General features: G+C 39.3%; 15 protein-coding genes. 7 read left to right on the top strand and 8 right to left on the bottom strand.

What is annotated here, in order from left to right; genetic code table 11:
- Position 1: 1 nt before the first annotated feature.
- Positions 2-721, top strand: coding sequence for a 6-phosphogluconolactonase (locus I6N95_RS08315; protein ID WP_209526624.1), 720 nt, complete (start codon positions 2-4; stop codon positions 719-721).
- 519 nt (positions 722-1,240) lie between these two features.
- On the opposite strand, the gene I6N95_RS08310 is transcribed toward I6N95_RS08315, so the two are convergent.
- The 3 genes from I6N95_RS08310 to I6N95_RS08300 all read right to left on the bottom strand — a co-directional run bounded on the left by I6N95_RS08310 (position 1,241) and on the right by I6N95_RS08300 (position 4,753).
- Positions 1,241-2,365, bottom strand: a complete 1,125-nt coding sequence (locus tag I6N95_RS08310) for a hypothetical protein (protein WP_209526622.1) — start codon at positions 2,363-2,365, stop codon at positions 1,241-1,243.
- A 204-nt stretch (positions 2,366-2,569) separates the two neighbouring features.
- Positions 2,570-3,226: a recombinase family protein gene (locus I6N95_RS08305; protein WP_209526620.1), complete on the bottom strand. Its 657-nt coding sequence runs from the start codon at positions 3,224-3,226 to the stop codon at positions 2,570-2,572.
- A 174-nt stretch (positions 3,227-3,400) separates the two neighbouring features.
- A complete protein-coding gene (locus I6N95_RS08300) occupies positions 3,401-4,753 on the bottom strand; it encodes a hypothetical protein (protein ID WP_209526618.1) in 1,353 nt (450 codons plus the stop codon).
- Positions 4,754-5,386: 633 nt separating this feature from the next.
- On the opposite strand from I6N95_RS08300, the gene I6N95_RS08295 reads away from it, so the two are divergent.
- Positions 5,387-7,567, top strand: coding sequence for an AAA family ATPase (locus I6N95_RS08295; RefSeq protein ID WP_209526615.1), 2,181 nt, complete (start codon positions 5,387-5,389; stop codon positions 7,565-7,567).
- Positions 7,568-8,042: 475 nt separating this feature from the next.
- On the opposite strand, the gene I6N95_RS08290 is transcribed toward I6N95_RS08295, so the two are convergent.
- The 5 genes from I6N95_RS08290 to I6N95_RS08270 form a co-directional block, all read right to left on the bottom strand.
- Entirely contained in the window at positions 8,043-8,564 is a 522-nt protein-coding gene (locus I6N95_RS08290) for a GNAT family N-acetyltransferase (protein ID WP_209526613.1), read from the bottom strand.
- Positions 8,565-8,694: 130 nt separating this feature from the next.
- Positions 8,695-11,352 carry a glycoside hydrolase family 38 N-terminal domain-containing protein gene (locus I6N95_RS08285; RefSeq protein WP_209526611.1) on the bottom strand — a complete coding sequence of 886 codons (2,658 nt, stop codon included), beginning with the start codon at positions 11,350-11,352 and terminating at the stop codon, positions 8,695-8,697.
- A complete protein-coding gene (locus I6N95_RS08280) occupies positions 11,353-12,750 on the bottom strand; it encodes a PTS fructose transporter subunit IIC (protein ID WP_209526609.1) in 1,398 nt (465 codons plus the stop codon).
- A 1-nt stretch (position 12,751) separates the two neighbouring features.
- Positions 12,752-13,207 carry a PTS sugar transporter subunit IIA gene (locus I6N95_RS08275; RefSeq protein WP_209526607.1) on the bottom strand — a complete coding sequence of 152 codons (456 nt, stop codon included), beginning with the start codon at positions 13,205-13,207 and terminating at the stop codon, positions 12,752-12,754.
- An 18-nt stretch (positions 13,208-13,225) separates the two neighbouring features.
- Positions 13,226-14,992 (bottom strand): BglG family transcription antiterminator, encoded by a 1,767-nt coding sequence (locus I6N95_RS08270; RefSeq protein WP_209526606.1) that lies wholly within the window; start codon positions 14,990-14,992, stop codon positions 13,226-13,228.
- Between the two features lie 370 nt (positions 14,993-15,362).
- On the opposite strand from I6N95_RS08270, the gene I6N95_RS08265 reads away from it, so the two are divergent.
- The 5 genes from I6N95_RS08265 to I6N95_RS08245 are packed head-to-tail and all read left to right on the top strand — an operon-like array spanning position 15,363 to position 21,380.
- Positions 15,363-16,346 carry an ABC transporter permease gene (locus I6N95_RS08265; protein WP_209526605.1) on the top strand — a complete coding sequence of 328 codons (984 nt, stop codon included), beginning with the start codon at positions 15,363-15,365 and terminating at the stop codon, positions 16,344-16,346.
- Positions 16,347-16,355: 9 nt separating this feature from the next.
- Complete coding sequence (locus I6N95_RS08260; protein WP_209526604.1) at positions 16,356-17,243, top strand: carbohydrate ABC transporter permease; 888 nt, start codon at positions 16,356-16,358, stop codon at positions 17,241-17,243.
- 6 nt (positions 17,244-17,249) lie between these two features.
- On the top strand, positions 17,250-18,860 hold the full coding sequence (locus I6N95_RS08255; protein WP_209526603.1) for an ABC transporter substrate-binding protein: 1,611 nt from the start codon (positions 17,250-17,252) through the stop codon (positions 18,858-18,860).
- Positions 18,861-18,862: 2 nt separating this feature from the next.
- A complete protein-coding gene (locus I6N95_RS08250; RefSeq protein ID WP_347340539.1) occupies positions 18,863-20,353 on the top strand; it encodes a glycoside hydrolase family 32 protein in 1,491 nt (496 codons plus the stop codon).
- A gap of 52 nt (positions 20,354-20,405) precedes the next feature.
- Positions 20,406-21,380 carry a LacI family DNA-binding transcriptional regulator gene (locus I6N95_RS08245; protein ID WP_209526602.1) on the top strand — a complete coding sequence of 325 codons (975 nt, stop codon included), beginning with the start codon at positions 20,406-20,408 and terminating at the stop codon, positions 21,378-21,380.
- Positions 21,381-21,428 lie beyond the last annotated feature (48 nt).

Raw genomic sequence — 21,428 nt, 5'->3', positions numbered from 1 at the left:
GATGAAAAAAATAATTGTGGATACCTACGAGGACATGAGTCAACTTGCGACAGATCTGATCATAGCTGCTAGCCTTCAGGCCAAGCGCATCAATTTGTCATTAACCGCAGGCAGTACACCTAAACGGATGTATGAACTATTGAATCAAAAATTGGCCAGCTTACCAGAAATGACCAATGTCCATTACTACACATTTGATGAAACGCCGATCAAAAATCAAGCTCATGAGGTAGTTGGCTATGATAATTTTGACGGTTTAAATGAAAGCTTCTTTAAACCTGCTAAGATCGATTCCACACGGATTCACGCCATGACAGGTGACAACTATCGGGATTTTCCAGCAGAGATTGATGCTGCTGGCGGCCTTGAGTTAATGGTGATTGGTATTGGCGAAGATGGGCACTTTTGCGCCAATATGCCAGAGTGTACTCTATATGATCAAGAAGTATACAAAGTTAAGTTAACCAATGAGTATCCGTGGAATGAACCTTACCAACAGAGTCTTCAAGGAAATTATTCAGATTACATGTACACACTGGGCTTGCCAGCCTTATTAAAAGTCAAAAAGTTAGTTTTAATAGCTAATGGCCTTGCAAAAGCCCAAGCCATTAAAGCTGCCTTGGAAGGGCCCATGACCCCTGATTTCCCTTCCTCTTATCTTAGATTGCACCCAAATTTAGTTGTGATTTTGGATCAGGAAGCCGCCTCAGCATTGACTTAAGAAAAGCTGGACGAGGCGTTGCCATTGCTCTTATTGCTTTAGCAATTAGAAGCAAGGGACATCGAAGTCAGCCCTGAAAGAAAAATAGCAAAATATTTAAGTTGGCTCTCTTCTGTTTCTACGCAGAAGAGGGTTATTTTTTTCGATAAAATTAATAGCCCTATCATTTCAAATGATGGGGCTAAACTGCTACTATAAAACTTTTTCTAACTAATTTCACGCCAATACTCTTGGCAAGTCTGTTCGCTGGCATATATGGTATTACCACAAGATTGACAAGTGAACATATGGGGAGTCTGCTTATATTTCCTCAGTCAGAGTGCGAACATAATTGCAAAAATACCGAATATCGTAAATACCAATGTAAACAATAGGCATACTGATATTATTATAATCATCTTTGCCCGCCTGTTGACATTTCCCGCATAGCTCACCGCATTACTACCACAATTTTTACACGTGATTATTTCTTGACCTATTTGCATTTTATTATCTCCTGTCTTTATGAATTATCTAATATTATTTAACATCCCACTGAATGAAGAACCTTTGAGCTGGTTGATTGTCGCTTGTTCTAGGCTCTTTATAGTCAACAAGCTTTCGAGGCTCTCCGCCGTCGGTAGGGGCAATAAAAGCCTCTAGGTCATCTACGCCTTGTTTAGAGCAAAATAAAACCTCTTTCCTATCTGAGGAAGCAATCACGCCTACATTTGACCTTGAATTTTCTGGCAATAAGCTGACTGGTTCTTCGTTTTCTGTATTCCTTGAATTCATTTCACTATCGAGAAAATTACTTTCACCCAGCCATGAAACAAAAAAGCCAGACGCTTGATTTCCATTTGGATGTATTTCTGAGATTGTACGAGTACTAAAATCATCCGTATTAGTTTTACTATTAATATAACCGCCACTGATTGATGGATATATTTCATAAGCAGAGTCCTTTTTCATTTTTATTTCAGGCGGTGCAAACTCCTGTAATTTATTTAGTGAAATATCGTTGATTGGTATATACATGACTTTTTTATCTCCACTAGTTGCATCAGTGAAATAGAAATTATCATCAATAAAACGCGGATTGCAATGCTTAGGTGCTGAGTCTGAAAAACTATCCTGTTTAGAAATTTTACCTGTTACATCTGTCTTTTCTCCTTCCGAGTCAATCCATCCAACATGCAAGGAGCCATCAGGAAACTCTTCAGTGTATACAAGTCTATTAAAATCGCCATCAAAACACGCTCTGTTGGAAAGGGTATTTTCGCCAAAAGTCGTATTTATAGCTTTCATTCTTGTCTCTCTTTTTTTATAATTCGCAAATTCCTTTATAACTTTCGATGATCCAGTGGTTGAATTTATTTCTTCCAAATTAAATCGCTCTTCTAAGACCGATCCAGTGCTATCTGTTGGCTGAAAAGAAACAAATGTAAAAGCAATGATTTTCCCTGAATAGTCAATTTCTTCATCTTCCTCCTCGGAACTACTTTCCATGGTTGATTCCTCTGGTATGGATGTCGGGAGAAACGAACTTGAACTTTCAAAATCATCGCTACTGCTCGGTGCGGCTTCTTTATTTGAACAACCAACTAATAGCGCGATTAGTGTCACCAACCCTAATGCAAAAACTACTTTTCTTAATTCTTTCAAAGCTAAAAATCCTCCTTTGTTTGTTTTGCCAATACCTACACCAAACGAACGTCAGATTAATTTCTAAAAACATGAAAAAAGCACCAACTTTAAAAGGCGATACCCTTATAGAATCAGTGCTTTGAAATATATCGGTATATATGTTTCAGGACTCAACCAAACGTTCGTTTGTTGAAGTATTGGTTACCAAAATATTAACATAATTTAACTGAAAAGTGTAGGTTTTTTTGAAGTATTCCGACGATTTAAACCGTTGCGCCGAGCGACATTGTAGACGGTCGTTTCACTTACTTTACATTTCTTAGCAATATCTTTGATAGTCATCTCATTCAATTGGTATAGGCGCAAAATTTTATCTTCTGTCTTTTTAGGTAAACCTTGGTTACCAAGTTTTTTACCTTGGGCCTTGGCTCGTTGCAAACCTTCTATAGTTCTCATCTTGAGAGAGTTTAGCTCATATTCGCTAAAGACAGAAATCATCTGGTAGAACAATATGCCGGAGGGTGTAGAAGTATCAACATTCTCCTTGATGCTGACAAACTCTACCTTATGTTCTTTGAGTTCTTCAATTGTCCGAAGTAAGGTGCTGGTTTTTCTGGCGAGTCTATCCATTTTGTAAACCACTAGGCTAACTTCATGACCCTCTTTAGAAAGTTTCTTGGCAAGTTTAATCGCCTTATTGAATTCTGAACGGTTGTCGTCTGACCCTGAGTGCCTTTCCTGAAAAAGATAGTCGCAATGCTCTAGGGCGCTTATCTGGACGCCTAGACCATATTTTTGGTGTTGACGAGCATCTTCTGCGGTTGAAACGCGGGCGTATGCGACTTTAATTTGTTGGTGTTTGTCTTCTGCTGTTCTCATATAGAGACCTCCAATATATTAGTATTTGTTAGTGCTATTACCATGGTAAGGGTTATATGAATAAAGAGTGGTCTATAGGCAAAATAAAAAGCCTGTAATTCCCTCAAGATTACAGACATATCTATTGCATAGTTTATTGGTCATTTGGTGTTATCTAATCATCTCAGGAAAGTATCATAAAAAAGTTTTGTAATTCTTAAACTCAGCATAGACACCTACTGTGCTTAAAAACTTATTCATAATTGATTTCTTCTCAGATGGATTATTTTTTACTTCAATAAAAAGCCCGAGTAATTGTATCGTTGAAATTAAGCAATGATCTCGTTTTGTTGAATAATTGACCATTTGATTCGGGAAAACTTCTTCAGTTCTTGAAGATAAGTCTTTTTTCCTGAAGCCATTCACAATTAATATACCCTTAGGTACTTGCTCTTCTTTTTCAATAAACTCCGCAACCCATTTTTCTAGTTGAGCTCCATGCTTTTCAGCAGAACTACCATTAACACCTTTGACTTCTGTTACTATTTTCATGCCCTCATATTCAAAGACTCCATCCGCTCGATTATGCTCAACAGGCATGCTTTTAAAGCCCATGTCTGTAAGCATCTCATACACTATAGTTTCTAGTTCCTTGCCTGTTGAAGTAAAGGCTAGCTTATACTTCTGTATTCTTGCCAATTCATTTTCAGTATTTGTCTTTTTATTTTTCAAACTATCAATATTTGAGTTTAGCTCCTCAATTTCTTTCATTTTATTTTCTTCATCAAAGATATTGTATTTATTTGTCCATTCAGGAAGAGAGTAGCCGTCTAATGAAGTTTTTATTTCTTCTTCTAAATCATCGATAGTGTGAAGAAATAAATTTATCACAGTTCGATACTCCTTCGCATTTGAATAATTACCTTCATCAAAAACATCTGGAAAAATTATGAGGTGGCCTTCGCCCATTGGAAAAGCTTTTGAAATAGTTTTTTCAGTATTAGCGATATAGGCAACGGGTATACCCATATCTTTAGAATTAAAATAAGTTGTATAATAATATTCCATGTCTTTTATTTCCAATAGATTTCTATATATAGAATCTGCTGAACATGAAATTTTACTGCCAAAACCTGCGGTCATATTTATATTTATCGGTAAAATGTCTAATATATTAAATTCGTTAACTATATTAGTAGTTTGTCGATTTCTACCAGTTCCTGAATGCTCCTGTCTTCCTGTATAAATATAGAAACTAGGCTCTACTGGAAGAATTACATAAATTGATTTTCCAAGAGCTAATAAGTCTTTAATTTCTTCTTTTCTTCTTTTGAAATCAGAAAGAAACTGAAATGAGCTATCTTCTTTGAGTAATCTTTTACCAGCATAGGTCTCATTAGATCGATATTCTAATGGAACAACCCCTAAATCAATAACTGTTATATCATAGTCTAATAACGAATTATAGGAATTAAATGATATTAAATCAATATTTTTAAAATTCATATGAGAAAAACTCATTGATAATCCTGCAATATTATTTTTCATGTAGATTCTCCTTGTGTAATACCCATTTAGAAAGAGTAATTTCTTAGTAAAATTATATCATACTTCAAGTTATAATTTTCGGAGTTTAAGTTATTAAAAAGTATATCCTATTCAGGTTTATGTTTCATGGGTTATAGTGCTGTATCTCCTGTAGACTTTATCTACCCGATATATAGTTATGTAGATAGTCTATCTGTCGGAGGTTTGTATTAAAATATTAACTCATTGAGTCAGGCTGATATGTTTAATACATTAATAATGATATTGAAGCGTCAAATACTGGATACAAGAATTAATCATAAAATGATATAAGCAGTACATATATTTGAAACAAAAACTTGTAACGTATTATCGCTCCATATTTTACTTATCGGCTGGTGCTATTGTTTAACTAGTCACGTATTTACTCATCTAAATTCTTCACATTGGGTGCCTCCAATATATTGGTTTTATTAGCGCTAGTATAAGGCAATTATATTTCTGTCAATTTTGATAAAAATGCTTTTATGATTTTGTTAGTCATAGCTTTGAACATTTGATATAATGAAAGAAGTCACAAAAACCAATTGGAGGGCTAAAAATTGTCAAAAAAACAAGATAAGCTACATAGAGGAACGGAAAAGAGGGCTAAATATGAAGCTAAACATTGATACAACTGATGTATTCCTTGGAAATGAAATCGATTTCCGAAAAAAAATTAATTTCGTTTTCGGAAAAAATGGTACCGGAAAATCAACAATCACTGAATTAATCAAAGAGCAATATGGACAAGAACTAGATGTGCGTATTTTTCAAGGATTTGACTCTATTATTGGCGAGGACAGTAAACTAAATGCAGTCACTCTAGGTGTTGAGAACACTTCAATCAACAACCAAATCAGTGCTAAAGAAGAAGAAAAAGAAAAAATTGTTCTTAACATAAAAGAAATAAGTAAACTAATAAACCCACCTGAAAATAGCGATAGCCAAAATTTATTTTCAAAACTCGAAAAAAGCAACAAGGAATATAGCGATAAAAAACAAGAAATTGAAGCATTCTACACCAGTTCAGCAACGACTATTTCGGGCAATAACAATCTTGTGAAAAATGCCCGTACTTATAGAAAAGATTCTTTCAAAAAAGAAGTTAGTGATTCTGTGACTCTCGAAAAAACCGAACTAGAAAAAAATAGTAGCATTTTAAAATCAGAAAAGAAAGTAGCTAAAACAATCACTTTCCCTAAAATTGATTTTTCGAAATATCAAGAATCCGTGAATGAAATTCTATCATCTAAGGTTGAAAGTAAAATAATAATTGAAGAATTAGTTGGTAGCGCTAGCAAGACTACTTTTGCTGAAGAAGGTGTGCCTCTCCATAAGCCTGGAGAAAAATGTTCATTCTGTGGTAATTTAGTTACTGAAGAAAGAATGACTTTATTAAAAAGTTATTTTTCAGCCGACGAAGTTGAACTCCTAAAAAATCGAATTGCTAAAGGAAGAAACACAATTAATGAGTATAAAGAGTCTCTTACTTCAGTAGTTATAAAAACAGAAGACTTTTACCCAGATTTTCTAGAAGAATCTGAAGCAATTAGGTCAGACGTTTCAAGGATAGTTGAATCCCAGAATGTTTTCTTAGGCGAACTTATATCTGCTCTTGATGAAAAAGATAAAAAACTATTTGAAAAAGATAAAGTCTTAACCCTGTCTTTGCCAGAGAATTTCGAAAGCATTATACCAAGATATGCAGAAATAATAAAACAAAATAACGAGTTTTCTAATAACCTAGAAGTAAAGCAAGACGAAGCCAGATTAGCTCTTAGGCTGCATGAAGTTAAAAAAATAATTGACGATTTTAAACTGGACTCCGAGCTAGTTATGCTAGAACTTTTGAAGGAAAAGACAACAGAGGCAAAAACAGACTGTGAAAATGAGAAAGCAAAGATAGACGAAGAAAAAAAGAAAATTGAAGCAATAGACAGCGACATTGTAGCGCTTAAAAATGAAACTAAAAACACAGAAAAGCTAGCCAATAATATTAACAGCAAGTTGAAGCATTCAGTTTCATTTGAGCTAGTCAGAAAAAAAGCGGATAATCAAGAATTTTACGAGATCAAAAACCTTTCAGAGGAAATTAGGCCAATCACCGAGCTGTCAACTGGAGAAAAAAATATAATTGCTTTTTTATATTTTATCGAAAAACTCTCTGAAGTTTCGGACTCTCCCGATAATATTAATAAAATTATCATTTTCGATGACCCTATGACTTCAAATGATGATACGATGCAATACCTAATTATTGATGAACTTCAAAAAACGATTAAAAAGTGTGATAAAAGCTCTAGTTCTGATAAGTTTATATTACTTACGCATAACATATTCTTTTATTTGAACTGCTCTTTCGAAGCAAAAAATCGAAGAGATGGTAAAAATGCTTTTGAGGAAAACAACTTTTATAAGCTTCAGCGTTGCGATGGTCAAACAAAAATTGGTAAAATTGAGAATAAACAGCAAGATTTCAAAACAAATTATGAGGCTCTTTGGCATGAACTTGTTTTCTTATATAAGGAAGAAAAGCCAGAAATGATGCTCAATCCCATTAGAAGAATTATCGAAACATATGTAGTCTTTAATGGAAAAGAAGATTTCTATAAAGACAACAAAGATGCAAAAAATCTTTTTAATACAAACTCTCACTATTTTCCAGACCTTGAAGCGGATTTAAACGGAAAAAATAGAGACGATATTAAAACTATGATGCAAAAGTGTTTTAGAGACAACGGAGCAGAAAGCCACTTTAATAAACATTGGAAGAATGCGAACAAGCATAACTAGAATATTATTGTAAACAGGATTTGTAAATTCACAAGTCCTGTTTTGTTGATTTCTCGTTTAAAGTTGTCTTATTTCATCTTGCAATGCTATAATTGCTAGGATATTCATAGAAGCTCCTAATTGCAAAAGTAGTTGTCTTTATTTCTAGAATCAGCAAAAGGCTTGTAGTGTAACTACAAGCCTTTTGAGTTGTGGAGTAATTGCGTAAAAACTCATCTTTCACCGAATTAAATTTATTATTTTATTCGATTAATTCAAAAATTGTTTTATGGAAGTTATTTATTATTACTAAAATAATTTTGTCTTTTTCCCGAAGGGGGTGACTCGTGAAGTTGGATCCAAACTACGATATAGAGAAAGTTTTATAATTTCCTATAAAGTAAAAAAAACCGTCTGGATTTTATTTCCAGACGGCTTTTAGTTGTGAAACAGGTTTTCACGAACGAGTTTCTCAGCTTGAAAAGAGTCTAACAAATCAAGCAAAGGCTTGCGAATACCTAAGGATGCCTTCACAATTTTTTAAGCCATCCTTCGTTAATGGTTTGATCAGAAAAGCCTCATCGGGCACCTCAAAAGGAGGCACTATCCCAAAGTTCTTTGCGGCAGTATAACCAAACCGCGTGTAATAGGTTGGATGACCTAAGATGCTAATATAGGGATAGCCCAGCTCTGTGGCTCGACGTTCAAGTTCGCTCATGATTAATTTGCCAATGCCTCGCTGTTGACAGTCAGGTAAAACGGAAAGAGGGGCTAAGACTAAACCAACACGATCAACCTCTTTGCTTTCAATCACTACATCGCTTAAAAGACCATGGCCTAAAATCTGCTGATCCTCAACCGCCACTACTTCCAATTCGTTCTGATAATGTTTTTCAGCACGAATTTTTTGGACAAGCTCTGCTTCATTTCCGTAGCCATAACTAGAGGAAGTGAAGGCTTTTCTAATCAACTGATCCACCTCATGGTAATCAGCTTGGGTAATGGTTCTTACGATCATAGCTATCATCTCCTTCACTGCTAATTATAGCACTAGTTTCACGAAGCTAACACTCTCAAAAGGAGGGCGTATAAATAAACTGTGGCAACCCATTGTCATTAGGGGCTGCCACAGCTTAGGCTGGCATGTCTTATTTTCTTACAAAAGTTTGAAACTGATTATGTGTCAAGTGCTGGGGTCTCGCTAGTTGGGTGACCTCATCAAGACCTACCGCCACATCAGTCTCCTTGATGACACCTTCTAAACTAACTTCCTTCTGAATAAAGGGATTATAAACCCGATAGACCAAGTTGTCGCCTAGCTCTGACTTTTTCAACGTGCTGAGAATCACGTCTGACTCAGCAAAATCAAGCAATGAATAGTGGGGAGCTAGGGTTTTAGCTGGCATATTTTTTTTGAAAATTGTTCGGCCATTTAAGAAATCAGTTAACTCGTATTGTTGTAAAGGTGTTAAGTATTCCTTACTGAGCTTGGCAATGGCCACCTCATCAAAACTGCTATCTTCGTAGGCTACAGCGACTTCAAAGTTCAGGGTGCCTAGCAATTGGGCGTCAGGTGTTGCCACGATTTTTTCACCAGAGGCTCGGCCAGGACGGTAAACCAGATTTTCTTTCCCCATATAACCAAAGCAGCGGAAGAGAGTCAATTGGATGTTGCTGTAGTGCTCACCGACAATTTCATACTCCCGAACCCCTTCAGTCATAACGGCAACGGTAGCTTGTTGATCTGATAAAGCCACAAAGGATTGCAGTGGGTTGATGGCGATTGGCGCCTCTGTCCACTTGTCTTCTTGCCAATAGTCCATAGCAGAGTGGCGCATGTCCATGGTTTCCACCCCGAAAAGTTTATCGGCAATCGACTGGTCAGTCTGAATATTAGTTGACTGATGCAGACACATTCGATGGTCTTTAGCCAGATTATCGACGGTTAAACCAACTCTGACGATTTTTTCACCTTGACGCAAGCTGATCCGTTGAGTCACAGGGACTGTCACCGATTGAATCTTAGCCGCCCGCTGTTTTAAGTCGGCGGGTAAGATCAGGTCGTAACTTAAAAGCAAACTGTCACCTAACTGATTTTTTTCTGCGATAATCTGAATATTTTGAGCATCTGTCTCACTTGACAGGACCCAGTCTTCACGGGGAGGACTATAATTATAAGAATCCCCATCATCCCCATTATCAAGCAGCACAAATTGGCGGTCATAACTGACATTACTAGCCTTATGGGTCACACTAAAACTGTTTCTTTCTGGGTCGTATTGAACCCGATAGTGTTCGTTTTCGATCCAGTGGTCATCGTTGATTTCCAGAGGGGAAGCCAGCAACCCAGGTTCATCCGGCAGTAAGTATAATTGACAATAGCCCATTGCCGGCACTTCTGGTACAGCGATTTGCAGACGAGCAAAATAGACTTTGTCGGGAATGTATTGATCCCCCATCTCCTTACGGTATAGGTGGGGCGTTAAGTAGGCAAACTGGTTTAACAAATAATCGGACTGGTCAACCTTGGAAAGGATGCTATAGGCCAGTTCATTGCCAGCTTCATCAACCAGTTTAAAATCGCCATCGGGAATGTACAAATCCGTTTCCAGAATACTGCTCCGTTGATAAGGTAAGGTGTTGTAAATGGTCAGGGCGTATTTCTGATTTTGTTGGATTGCCATGGCAATTTCCCGCATATGTAGATCTAACAAGTTTTTGACCAGATCTTCTGCCAGCTTATAACGGCCTTTAATATCCTGGTTGGTTTCGTCGCTGTTACAGCCGCCGATGCTGTCGTGAGCCGCATTTTCAAAAAGCAGCTTCCAAATTTCTTCAATCTCTTTATGAGGGTAGCGATTGCCCAATGAAAAACTAATCGCTAAAAGAGGCTCCAAAACATTGGTTAGCTGATTTTCAATGCGGTTATTGGCCTGTTTTAAATCAGCGCGGGTGGAGTAGATCGATTTGTGAATGCGGCTGTTTTTCCCTTCAATCATTTCCCCCTTAATAATCGGCAAGTTCTGGGCCGATTGTTTTAACTCATCAAAGAACTGTTCCGGATTTGATAAACAGTAGTCCCGACTGGGGTCCTTTTGATTCATTGCGCTGACCACTTCTACCAAATTGGCCTGAATCGCCGATTGATCACCACCACTTGGGAAGTAGAGCACTTCACTACTAGCACGGGCTTCTAGCGGTGGAATCACGCTGTCAATGTAATCCACCAGTGTGTCCGGATTTTGAGGGATATTTAAGCCGTAATAATAAGCAAAATACATTTGGTTGGCTAAGACTTGAGAGCTGTCAGCCCCTTCCCAAATAAACTCCAGTTGTGCTAGGCGATCATCGGCAATTCCTCGCCAAAAGAGCAAGGTATCGATGCCGAAGTGCTGGTAGATCTGTGGCATGTTAGCCCCTTGACCAAAGGCATCAGGCGCATAACCAACCGACATGGCATGTCCTAGCTGTTGGGCACCTTTGATGCCGTAATACAAATTTCGGACAATCGATTCAGCCGAAATCACCAATTGATCTGTCTGGGTATACCAAGGCCCAATCAGCAAACGTTTGGTGCGAATTAGCTCCTTTAAAAGGGCCTCATGTTCTGGGTAATAGCGCAGATAATCTTCCACTAACGAGGTTTGACCATCAAGTAAAAAGGAGGTGTAACTAGGATTGTTGGTTAGAACCTCCATGATTTCCTGGACTTGACGCATCAAATAGACCTTTGAACGAGAGGCGGTAAAATACCACTCTTTGTCCCAATGGGTATGAGGGACGATATGGACTCTTTTTTTACTCATTTAAGCCGCTCCTTTTGCGAAGAATTTACCAAAGACCAAAAGCAAGACATTGACCACAATGATCCCAATCGCAATCGTCAACAAGTACAATAACACATTATTCGTGGCCCCTAATAAGCCAGCAACTGGCCCGCCATTAGGAATACTAACACTTACCTTGAAGAGCATGGCAACCGCCCCAGTGACAGCCGAGCCTAAAATAATACTTGGCATCACCACTTTTGGGTTAGCGGCCGCAAAGGGAATCGCGCCTTCGGTAATTCCTAATAAGCCCATTAAAAGAGCAGGGATGCCTGCTGATTTTTCTTCTTCAGAGTAGGATTTATTGATAAACGTTGAAAGACCTAAAGCTAAAGGCGGAACACCGATCACCGCCGCGACAGCTCCCATAATCATGGTGTTACCAGTGGTAATCGAGGCCACCCCAAAGAGATAAGCCACTTTGTTAACAGGGCCACCCATGTCCAAGCCTAACATGGTACCTAAAATAGCACCAAGTAAAATACTAGTTGAACTATTGCCAGAAAGGGAGGCTAGCATATTGTTTAAACTATCCATTAACCAAGCAATTGGCGCACCTAAAACAAGCATCAGAGCCGCTGCGATAATCCCCGTACCGAGAATCGGAATGACCACTGTCGGCATGGCGGCTCTTAAATCTTTAGGAATCTTCCAAGAATTCATCCACTTAACTAAATGGCCCGCCATATAACCAACTAAAATGGCACCTAGAAAACCAGTTCCTGATTCCGTGCCTAAAATACTTGGGGTATTCGCTATTTGAGCCCCGATCATCGCTGGTGCTAAGGCTGCCCTTCCAGCAATGGCATAGGCGATATAGCCAGCAAAAATCGGCAACATTAGACTAAAACCAATCGCCCCAATATCACTGACCCGTTGCCAGATCGAGCCATCTGGAATAATCAAGCCTTCAGGTAAATTTTCACCGCCAATCGCCGCAGCAATGGCAATCAGCAAGCCTCCAACGACAACAAAGGGTACCATGTGAGAGACGCCATTCATCAGTTGTTTCATCGGTGAACCACTACCAGAAGCTGGCGCCGCCGTTGTGGTTGCTGCCTGAAAGACAGTGGCATTGACCTCAAGAGACTCAATCAGTCCTTGGGCATTTTTTAGGACGTCGGCAATCGGCACTTCAAGGAGTTTTTTACCAGCAAAACGCTCTTTGCCATCAATTGCAGCATCAGCCGCAATGATCACATAATCAGCTTGTTGAATATCTTCAGCGCTTAATTCATTCTCGACTGCTGCCGCACCTTGCGTTTCAATCTTGACTTGATAGCCTAACTGTTTGCCAACTGTTTCCAATTTTTCAGCCGACATATAGGTGTGAGCCAAACCGTTTGGACACTTTGTGACCCCAATAATTTTTTTCATGTTAATCCTCCAACTTCTGATTTAAGTACTCACTAATTGCTCGTTCAGTTGTTAGTGAGTCTAAGGTGTTGATAAAGTCCTCATGCATCAACAAACGAGCCAATTTGGCAATCATTTTGAGATGCAAGTTGCTTTCGTCTGTTTCTGGCATGACCAAGGCAATGGCAGTCGTCACTGGTTGATCATCCATGGCTTCCCATTGAATCGGTTGACTAAAACGGAAAAAAGCTACTAGTCCGCTTCCTGCTTTAATTTTGGTGTGGGGAATCGCAAAGCCAGAGCCAAAGCCAGTGGTCGAAAGAGCTTCCCGAGCTGTAAAACCAGCTGCCAGTTCATCCGCTGAAAGAGACGTCACCTGGCTGATTTTTTGGCTGATTAAAGTTAAAGCGTCAATCTTATTATGGGCAGGGACGTCAACAGCCAAAAAGACCGTCTCCTGATTTATCATTGTTGTCATCGAAAATCCTCCTAAAAATTAATGAGTAAAAAGCTTAAGCAGTTGTTTGCGCAACTGAGAAAAATCCTGTTCTCCTTTGATTTTACAAAGAGAAATGTAAAACATGTTTTTGGCCACCACACGATAAAAATTGTTAAAGAAATGCGTGTTGGCCTTCATCGTATCTTCGGTAATTGCCAGCATAAATACCCAGTCCACTAGCTGATCTTCCCATTGAAGGGGTGTTTCTAGCTTTAAGACAGCTAAACGATTTTGTTTGACGTGGCGGATATTCCCGTGGGGAACTGCCACCCCTTTGAGAGCTGTTGAAGATAGGGCTTCCCGTGCGATAACACTGTCCAAATAATGTGAGTCAATCGCCTCAACTCTTGTCAGCTCAGTCGTCATCAGTTCCATTACTTGTTGAGAACTGGAGACTGATTTTTTTTGAATGATCAAGGCCTGATTCATGATCGCTTCAATCAGATAATCGTATTTTTTATTTTTAATAAAATGGTTGATCTCACTGACCACACTGTCTGTTAAGACTAAGGGCAGATAAATAACTGGAAAGGGGCAGTCTTCAATATAGGACAAGGACAATACTAAATCGATGGGCTCCTCATAATCCTTAAACAAAAAATCACTATAAGACGTAATATCCACCGTGTGAATACTTTCAAACTGTTGCGACAGTTGATTGTCGATCAACTTGCCAGCAGTCAAACCATAAGGTGTAATAATCACTGTATTGAGATAGGTTTTTTTGCGCTTGCGTTTTTCCAAGGAATTTTGGAAATGAATGGATAAGTAAGTTAAGTCATTGGTATCAAAAGAAACGGCATATTGATCAGATAAGTGCTGAGAGGCAATCACCGCTGACTCATAACTTAAAGGATACTGTTTTTTCATATCCATAAATTCCAAGGATTCCACGGGGCCAATCTGATCTCGATACTCCTTCCAAGTAAAATCAATGTGATTCATCAAGCCCTTAATCAGCTCCTGATCTTGCGAAAAACTGGTTCCCAAAAAGCGATCAATCGAAGCCAACATCTCCTGAACAATTTGTTGATGGTGTTGTTGCAGTTCAGCATCAACTTCCACAGCGAACTCTGTTAGTTCCCTCTGAGAGGGTTCCGTTTCTTGTAAAGCCCTAAAAATTTGACTTAAAAACTGTTTGGTAATTAAGTGATCCTTAAGCAGATCGCTCCGCTCTTTTAAAGCGTGAGCGTCCCTGATGGCATCAGCCACCACTCCTTCAGGTATATAAGCCGCTAGTTCAAACTGTTTCAAGCAAAAAAGTTTATATTCCTCTGCAAAGTTATTGCCTTTAAAGTAAGGGGCCAGCAAACTGATAAAAACATCCGCACGAATTTGCTGATTATCGGTAAAATAATAACCATTTCGCGAAGAGTGAACCAGTCCTGCCGAAAGCTGTAACAACTGATTGGCAACGTTGACAATTTTACTTTTACTGACATACAATTCATCGGCGATCTCCTGTAAGGGAATCGTTTGGTTTTTTAGCAATAGATATAATTGCATTTTGGAGGTCAAGGACATTTCCACAAAGGAATCAATAATTTTGAGCAGTTTAAGAGCCGCTCCCAAGTCATTAAAGCCAATAAGACCACCATCCAGATAAACGATTGAAACCGAATAATCAACGACCTCACCATTAAGATGGTCAATATCACTGCGCAGAGTGGGTTTTGAAATCCCTAAGTAAAGACAAATATCACTGATAGTACAAGGATTATTTTCAATTAAAAACTGAAAAAGTTCCTGATGTCTTTTAATCATGAGTATGCTCCTTCCATTTGATTTATCAGCTAGGTTCATTCTATAAGAGAAGCAGGGGAAGCGCCTATACATATTTTTTTCAAAATTATAAAATAAAAAACAATGAACCAATCAGCCTTGTGTTAACTCTATTTTATAACGGAAAAAGAGTGATTGGTAGTTTGGGGAATTGAGCCAAGATATCGCCAGAAACCTCTCCTCTAAATGGGGCCTGCTCACGCCCTTAAACAGGTCATCTCAAGGTCTGACAAAAAAAGCTTGACTTGTCTTTGCAAAGTTGTTAATATTTACTTATCAAAATAGAAACGTTTCCAAAAACGACTATTTTTCTTTTTTTAAGCAAAAGTGGAAACGTTTCTAAAATGAGAGGATGATTAATTTGGGTGTAACTGCAAAAAATTTAGTCGAAGGAGGAAGGGGTGTCAGACCAAAAATAAGCAAAGAGACTCAATGGAAAAATAAGTTGAAATTGGTGAAAAGAGACAAGTGGTTATACCTGTTAATGCTGCCGGGTATTCTCCTAACCTTGGTGTTTAAATATTTCCCCATGTACGGTGCGATCATCGCGTTTAAAAATTATAATCCCATGTTGGGAATTTTAGAAAGTCCTTGGGTCGGCTTAACCCATTTCAAAGAATTTATCTTCTCGCCAAACTTTTCGTTATTGCTGGGAAATACCTTGAAGATCAGTGTATACGGCTTGCTGTTGGGCTTTGTGCCACCGATCTTGCTGGCCTTGTCTTTAAATCAAATTCTCAATAAAAAAATCAAGCAAAAAGTTCAATTGGTTTTGTATGCCCCTAACTTTATTTCAGTGGTGATTATTGTCGGCATGCTCTTTTTATTTCTTTCTGCAAATGGCCCAATCAACGGTTTGGTTCAAAAAATTACCGGCAATCCGCTGATGTTTATGTCTAACCCAGACTATTTTAGAACCATTTACATCCTTTCGGGGATCTGGCAGGGCATGGGCTGGTCGTCGATTTTATACACCGCTACCTTGGCTGGGGTTAGTACAGACTTGTATGAGGCGGCTAATATCGATGGTGCTAATATTTTACAAAAAATCCGCTACATTGATTTGCCAGCTTTGAAACCAGTGATGGTCATCAATTTTATTTTATCGGCTGGGAATATTATGAATGTCGGCTATGAAAAGGCCTATTTAATGCAAACCTCAATGAACATACCTGCTTCGGAAATTATTTCGACCTATGTTTATAAAGTCGGGCTTCAGTCAGGGGATTATGCTTACTCAGCAGCTGTCGGGCTGTTCAACATGATCATTAACGTCATTTTATTGCTATTGGTCAATGGCATTGTTAAACGGATCAACGATGGGAAAGGAATTTAGGTGGAAAAAATGAAGCTATCAACATACTCAAACTTTGACAAACGGATCATGTGGTTGAATCGCGTAATTGTGGCATTTCTCGTCTTAATCACCATCGTTCCCCTAGTTTACGTCGTCATCGCGTCATTTATGGACCCAGCCACCCTGATCAATCAGGGAATCAGTTTTAATCCTAAAGACTGGACGACTCAAGGATATAGTCGGGTCTTAGCCGATGATTCGATCGTCAGAGGCTTTTTAAATTCCCTGATCTATTCCTTTAGTTTTAGCTTTTTGACGGTCTTGGTCACCATGCTGACGGCTTACCCCCTAGCAAAAGCAGACCTGGTGGGCCGTAAGTTTTTTATGACTTTCTTTGTGATTACCATGTTTGTGGGCGGCGGCTTAATTCCCACATACTTATTGATCAAAAATTTAGGGATGCTAAATTCTGTCTGGGCCATCATTATCCCAGGCTCGATCAATGTTTGGAACATCATTTTGGCGCGAACTTATTTTCAGTCACTACCAAATGAATTGGCTGAAGCGGCTACGATCGATGGGGCAAATGACCTTCAGATATTAGTTAAAATCATGTTGCCATTAGCCAAACCGATTATGTTTGTCCTCTTTTTATACGCCTTTGTCGGTCAGTGGAACTCCTATTTTGAGGCGATGATTTATATTAAGGACCCTGATTTGCAACCGCTCCAATTAGTCTTAAGAAATATCTTAATTCAAAATCAACCTTCCCAAGACATGGTTGGAGCCAATACGGCCATGGCCGAAATGAAGCAAATCGCCGAATTAATTAAGTATGCCACCATTGTTATTTCAAGTTTACCCTTAATTGTGATGTACCCATTTTTCCAAAAATATTTTGATAAAGGTGTTTTAGTCGGATCAGTGAAAGGATAGGAAAAAATGAAAATCAAAAAAAGCATTATTACGACGATGTTATTAAGTGTTTTAGTATTATCAGCTTGTGGAAAATCAACCAAGGAAGAAACTGCCAGTCCAGATTACGAACTAACCAAGGTGACTTTCCCCTTAGCTGAAAAAGTCTCATTAAAAATGATTTCTCAAAGTGGGGCCTTGGCGCCCAATGACCCCAATGAAAAATTGATTTTCCAGCGATTGGAAAAGGAGACCAATCTGCATATCGATTGGACCAACTACAATGCCGATTTTGCCGAAAAACGGAATTTAGATATCGCCAGTGGCGAGTTGCCTGACGCTATTTTTAATGCTGGCGCCGGTGATTATGACCTGCTTAATTGGGCTGAAAGTGGTGTGATCATTCCTCTGGAAAGCTTGATTGAAGATTACATGCCAAACCTAAAGAAACTCTTTGATGAGTATCCCTATTACCGCCAATTATCAACAGCGCCAGATGGGCATATCTATTCCTTTCCGTGGATTGAAGAATTAGGGGAAGGCAAGGAGTCGATTCATACCGTTAATGATATGGCTTGGATTAACGTTGAGTGGTTAGCCAAATTGGGCTTGGAGATGCCGCAAACTACCGATGAACTAATGGCGGTTTTAGAAGCCTTTAAAAAAGACGATCCTAATGGGAATGGGGAGGCCGATGAAATTCCTTTGACGTTTATTAACGACGGTGGCAATGAAGATTTAAAATTCTTATTTGGCGCCTTCGGTGAAGGAGACAATGATGATCATTTAGTGGTTGAAAATGATGGTCAGGTTCAGTTTACAGCGGACAAAGCCGGCTACAAAGAGGCGATTAGCTATTTTAATCAACTGTATGACAAGGGGCTGATCGATTCAGAAGCTTTTGAACAAGATTGGAACACCTATGTGGCCAAAGGCAAAGAACAAAAGTATGGTGTCTATTTTACTTGGGACAAAACCAATATTACCGGTGACAATGACAATTATGAGGTCTTACCCGTCTTAGCAGGTCCCAGTGGCAAAAAACATGTGACCAGAACCAATGGCATTGGCTTTTCAAGAGATCGGTTTGTCATCACTAGCAGCAATAAAAATCTGGAGCTAACAGCCAAATGGGTGGATAAAATGTACGAACCCCTGCAATCCGTTCAAAATAACTGGGGGACCTATGGCGATGACTCACAGCAAAATATTTTTGAACTAAAAGATAACATGTTGGTTCATTTAGACTTAGCTGGCACAGCACCCGGTGAATTACGACAAAAAACCGAAACCGCAGGCCCCTTAGCCGTTTTAAACAGCTATTACGGGACAGTCACCACCATGCCAGACGATGCTAAATGGCGCTTGGAGTTAATGCATGACAACTATTTGCCTTATATTAACAATGAGCATAATTACCCAAAAGTCTTTTTAGAAAAAGCTGAGACCGATCGCTTGGCGAAGATTGAAACCGATATGTGGGATTATATTTACCGCAAACGGGCCGAATGGATCACCAATGGCAAAATTGACAAGGAATGGGACGACTACCTGCAAGAATTAGAGCGTTTTGGCCTCGCAGAATGGCTGAAAATTAAACAAGACGGCTATGATAGCTTTGTGAAAGGAACTGAATAAGCGTGAGTAACAATGGTGAATTACTAGAACAAGCAAATCGCTATATTGAGCAACATAAACGAAAGGTCAATCAGCGTTATCGAAATCAGTATCATTTAATGGCACCAGTGGGCTGGATTAACGATCCAAATGGCTTTGTCTATTTCCAAGGGGAATACCACTTGTTTTATCAGCACTACCCTTACGACAGCCAGTGGGGGCCGATGCATTGGGGGCATGCAAAATCAAAAGACTTAATTCATTGGCAAGAACTGCCAGTGGCTTTAGCACCTGATCAAGTTTATGACAAAGACGGCTGCTTTTCCGGCAGTGCCATTGAAAAAGACGGTCTCTTGTATTTATTTTATACCGGTCATGTGGTGGAAAAGGGTGTCACTTATCAAACCCAATGTCTGGCAATTTCAACCGATGGCATCCATTTTGAAAAAAGTGCCAACAACCCAGTCATCGACGCTCAAAACTTGGGCGATAAAGGGGATATCCATGATTTTAGAGACCCCAAAGTTATCCAGCACGACGAGGCTTATTACATGGTCGTCGCCACTAAAACAGCGTCAGACGAGGGCCGAATTTTAATGTACCGCTCCGCTGATTTGCTGACCTGGGATTTTTATTCGATTTTACTTCAAGGAAATAAAGACCAAGGGATCATGTGGGAATGTCCCGATTTATTTCATTTAGACGGTCAGGATGTCTTGATTTTGTCTCCGATTCAAATAAAACAAGCAGGCTTAGAATATCAAAACATCAGTTCAACCATGGCTTGTCTTGGCCAAATGAATTGGCAAACAGGGGAATTAAAGGTTGAGACCTTTCACGAGATGGACTTTGGTTTTGATTTTTATGCCCCTCAAACCACCTTAGACGCTAAAAACCGCCGCGTGATGATCGCCTGGATGCAAATGTGGGATCGCAACATGCCCACCCATGAGTTAGGCCATCACTGGGCTGGTTCCATGACCTTACCAAGAGAATTGCACGTTAGGGAAGGGAGACTAATTCAAAAGCCTGTGTCCGACTATTATCGCGAGTTAGAGTATTTATATGGCTTCGAAAATATCAGTGTTGAGGCCAAACCCGTTACCTTTCACAAACTAATAAAAGATAACACCTATCTCCATTTAGTCGTCGATTTGTCACAGACAGCCAGCTTTGAAATCCACTTTGCTAAATCCAAAAACGAGGGAATTATTTACAGTTATGACGCCACAACCTCAGAATTTTCCCTTTCAAGGGAGAAGAGCGGCTATCAAATAACTGGCAAAGAAGCTCAGCCCTTAAACAAACGCCGGGTGAAAGTGCCGTTGATCGATAATCAACTAGTATTAGAAGTTTTCAGAGACACCTCTTCTGTCGAAGTGTTTATCAACGGATTGGCGACGATGACAAGCACTTTTTATGAAATTGAAAAGGGTGAGGATATTTCCTTTGTGGCGTCAGAAAAGGCTGTTATCGGTTCCTTTGAAGTCGGGCGAGTAAAAATTTCTGACTAGTAAAATAGTAGTTGTTCCCTTATACTTGAGTTAATAGACTGTGAGGGATGACATGAAAATTACCATGAAAGAAGTGGCTCAACACGCTGGCGTGGGAGTCGGAACTGTCTCGCGAGTGTTAAATAACGGGTCAGTCAAAGATAGCACCCGCAAACGAGTAGAAGCCGCGATCAAAGAATTAAATTATCAACCTGATTTTTATGCTCGCGGGCTAAAAACCAATAAAACCAATACCGTCGCCTTAATCTTACCAAGTGTCTGGCATCCATTTTTTTCGGAATTTGCCTTTCACGTGGAAAACCGCTTAGAAGTTAACCATTATAAATTGTACTTATGTAACTCCAGTGGCAATTCCGAAAAAGAAAAAGAGTATATTCAGATGGTCACCCAAAACAAAGTGGACGGGATCATTGGGATTACCTATTCAGATATCGATGACTACGTCTCCAGTAATTTACCCTTTGTCAGCATTGATCGCTACTTTACCGAGGATGTTACCTATGTCACAGCGGACAATTCAGCCGGTGGCCGCTTGGCGGTTAATGAGCTAAGCAAACGAGGCTGTCAGAACCTGGCCTACATCGGCGGCTATCAAGAAACGCCAAACGAAACCAAAAGCCGACGTAAATACTTTGAAATCGAATGTAATCAACAACAGATCGAGTATCAAGTCCTGGATATGTTAGAACCATTACTTGACAGCTGGGCCACCATTGAAGCCTTTTTAATGGAGAACGACACAATCGATGGCATCTTTACGATCAATGACCCGATGGCCATCGAAGTCTGTAAAATATTAAAAAAACTAGGAAAAAGAGTGCCTGAAGACGTCCAAGTGATCGGCTTTGATGGCCAACGAATATCCGAAGGCGAAGGTTATCTCGTCTCAACCATTGTTCAGCCCATCGAAAAAATGGCCCATTCAGCCGTCGATTTATTAATCGCCGTGATTGAGGGCAAAGAAGTTGAAAAAAGAACCGTCTTGCCGATAAGTTTTGGCGAAGGCGGAACGACAAAAAAGCTTTGAAAAGTATTGTCGTTCATACATAGAAGTATGAAGCTGAGAAGTGACTGT

It is taken from the genome of Vagococcus allomyrinae (assembly GCF_017829975.1).
Taxonomy (GTDB): domain Bacteria; phylum Bacillota; class Bacilli; order Lactobacillales; family Vagococcaceae; genus Vagococcus_D; species Vagococcus_D allomyrinae.
This window is presented reverse-complemented; position numbering and strand designations above follow the sequence as displayed.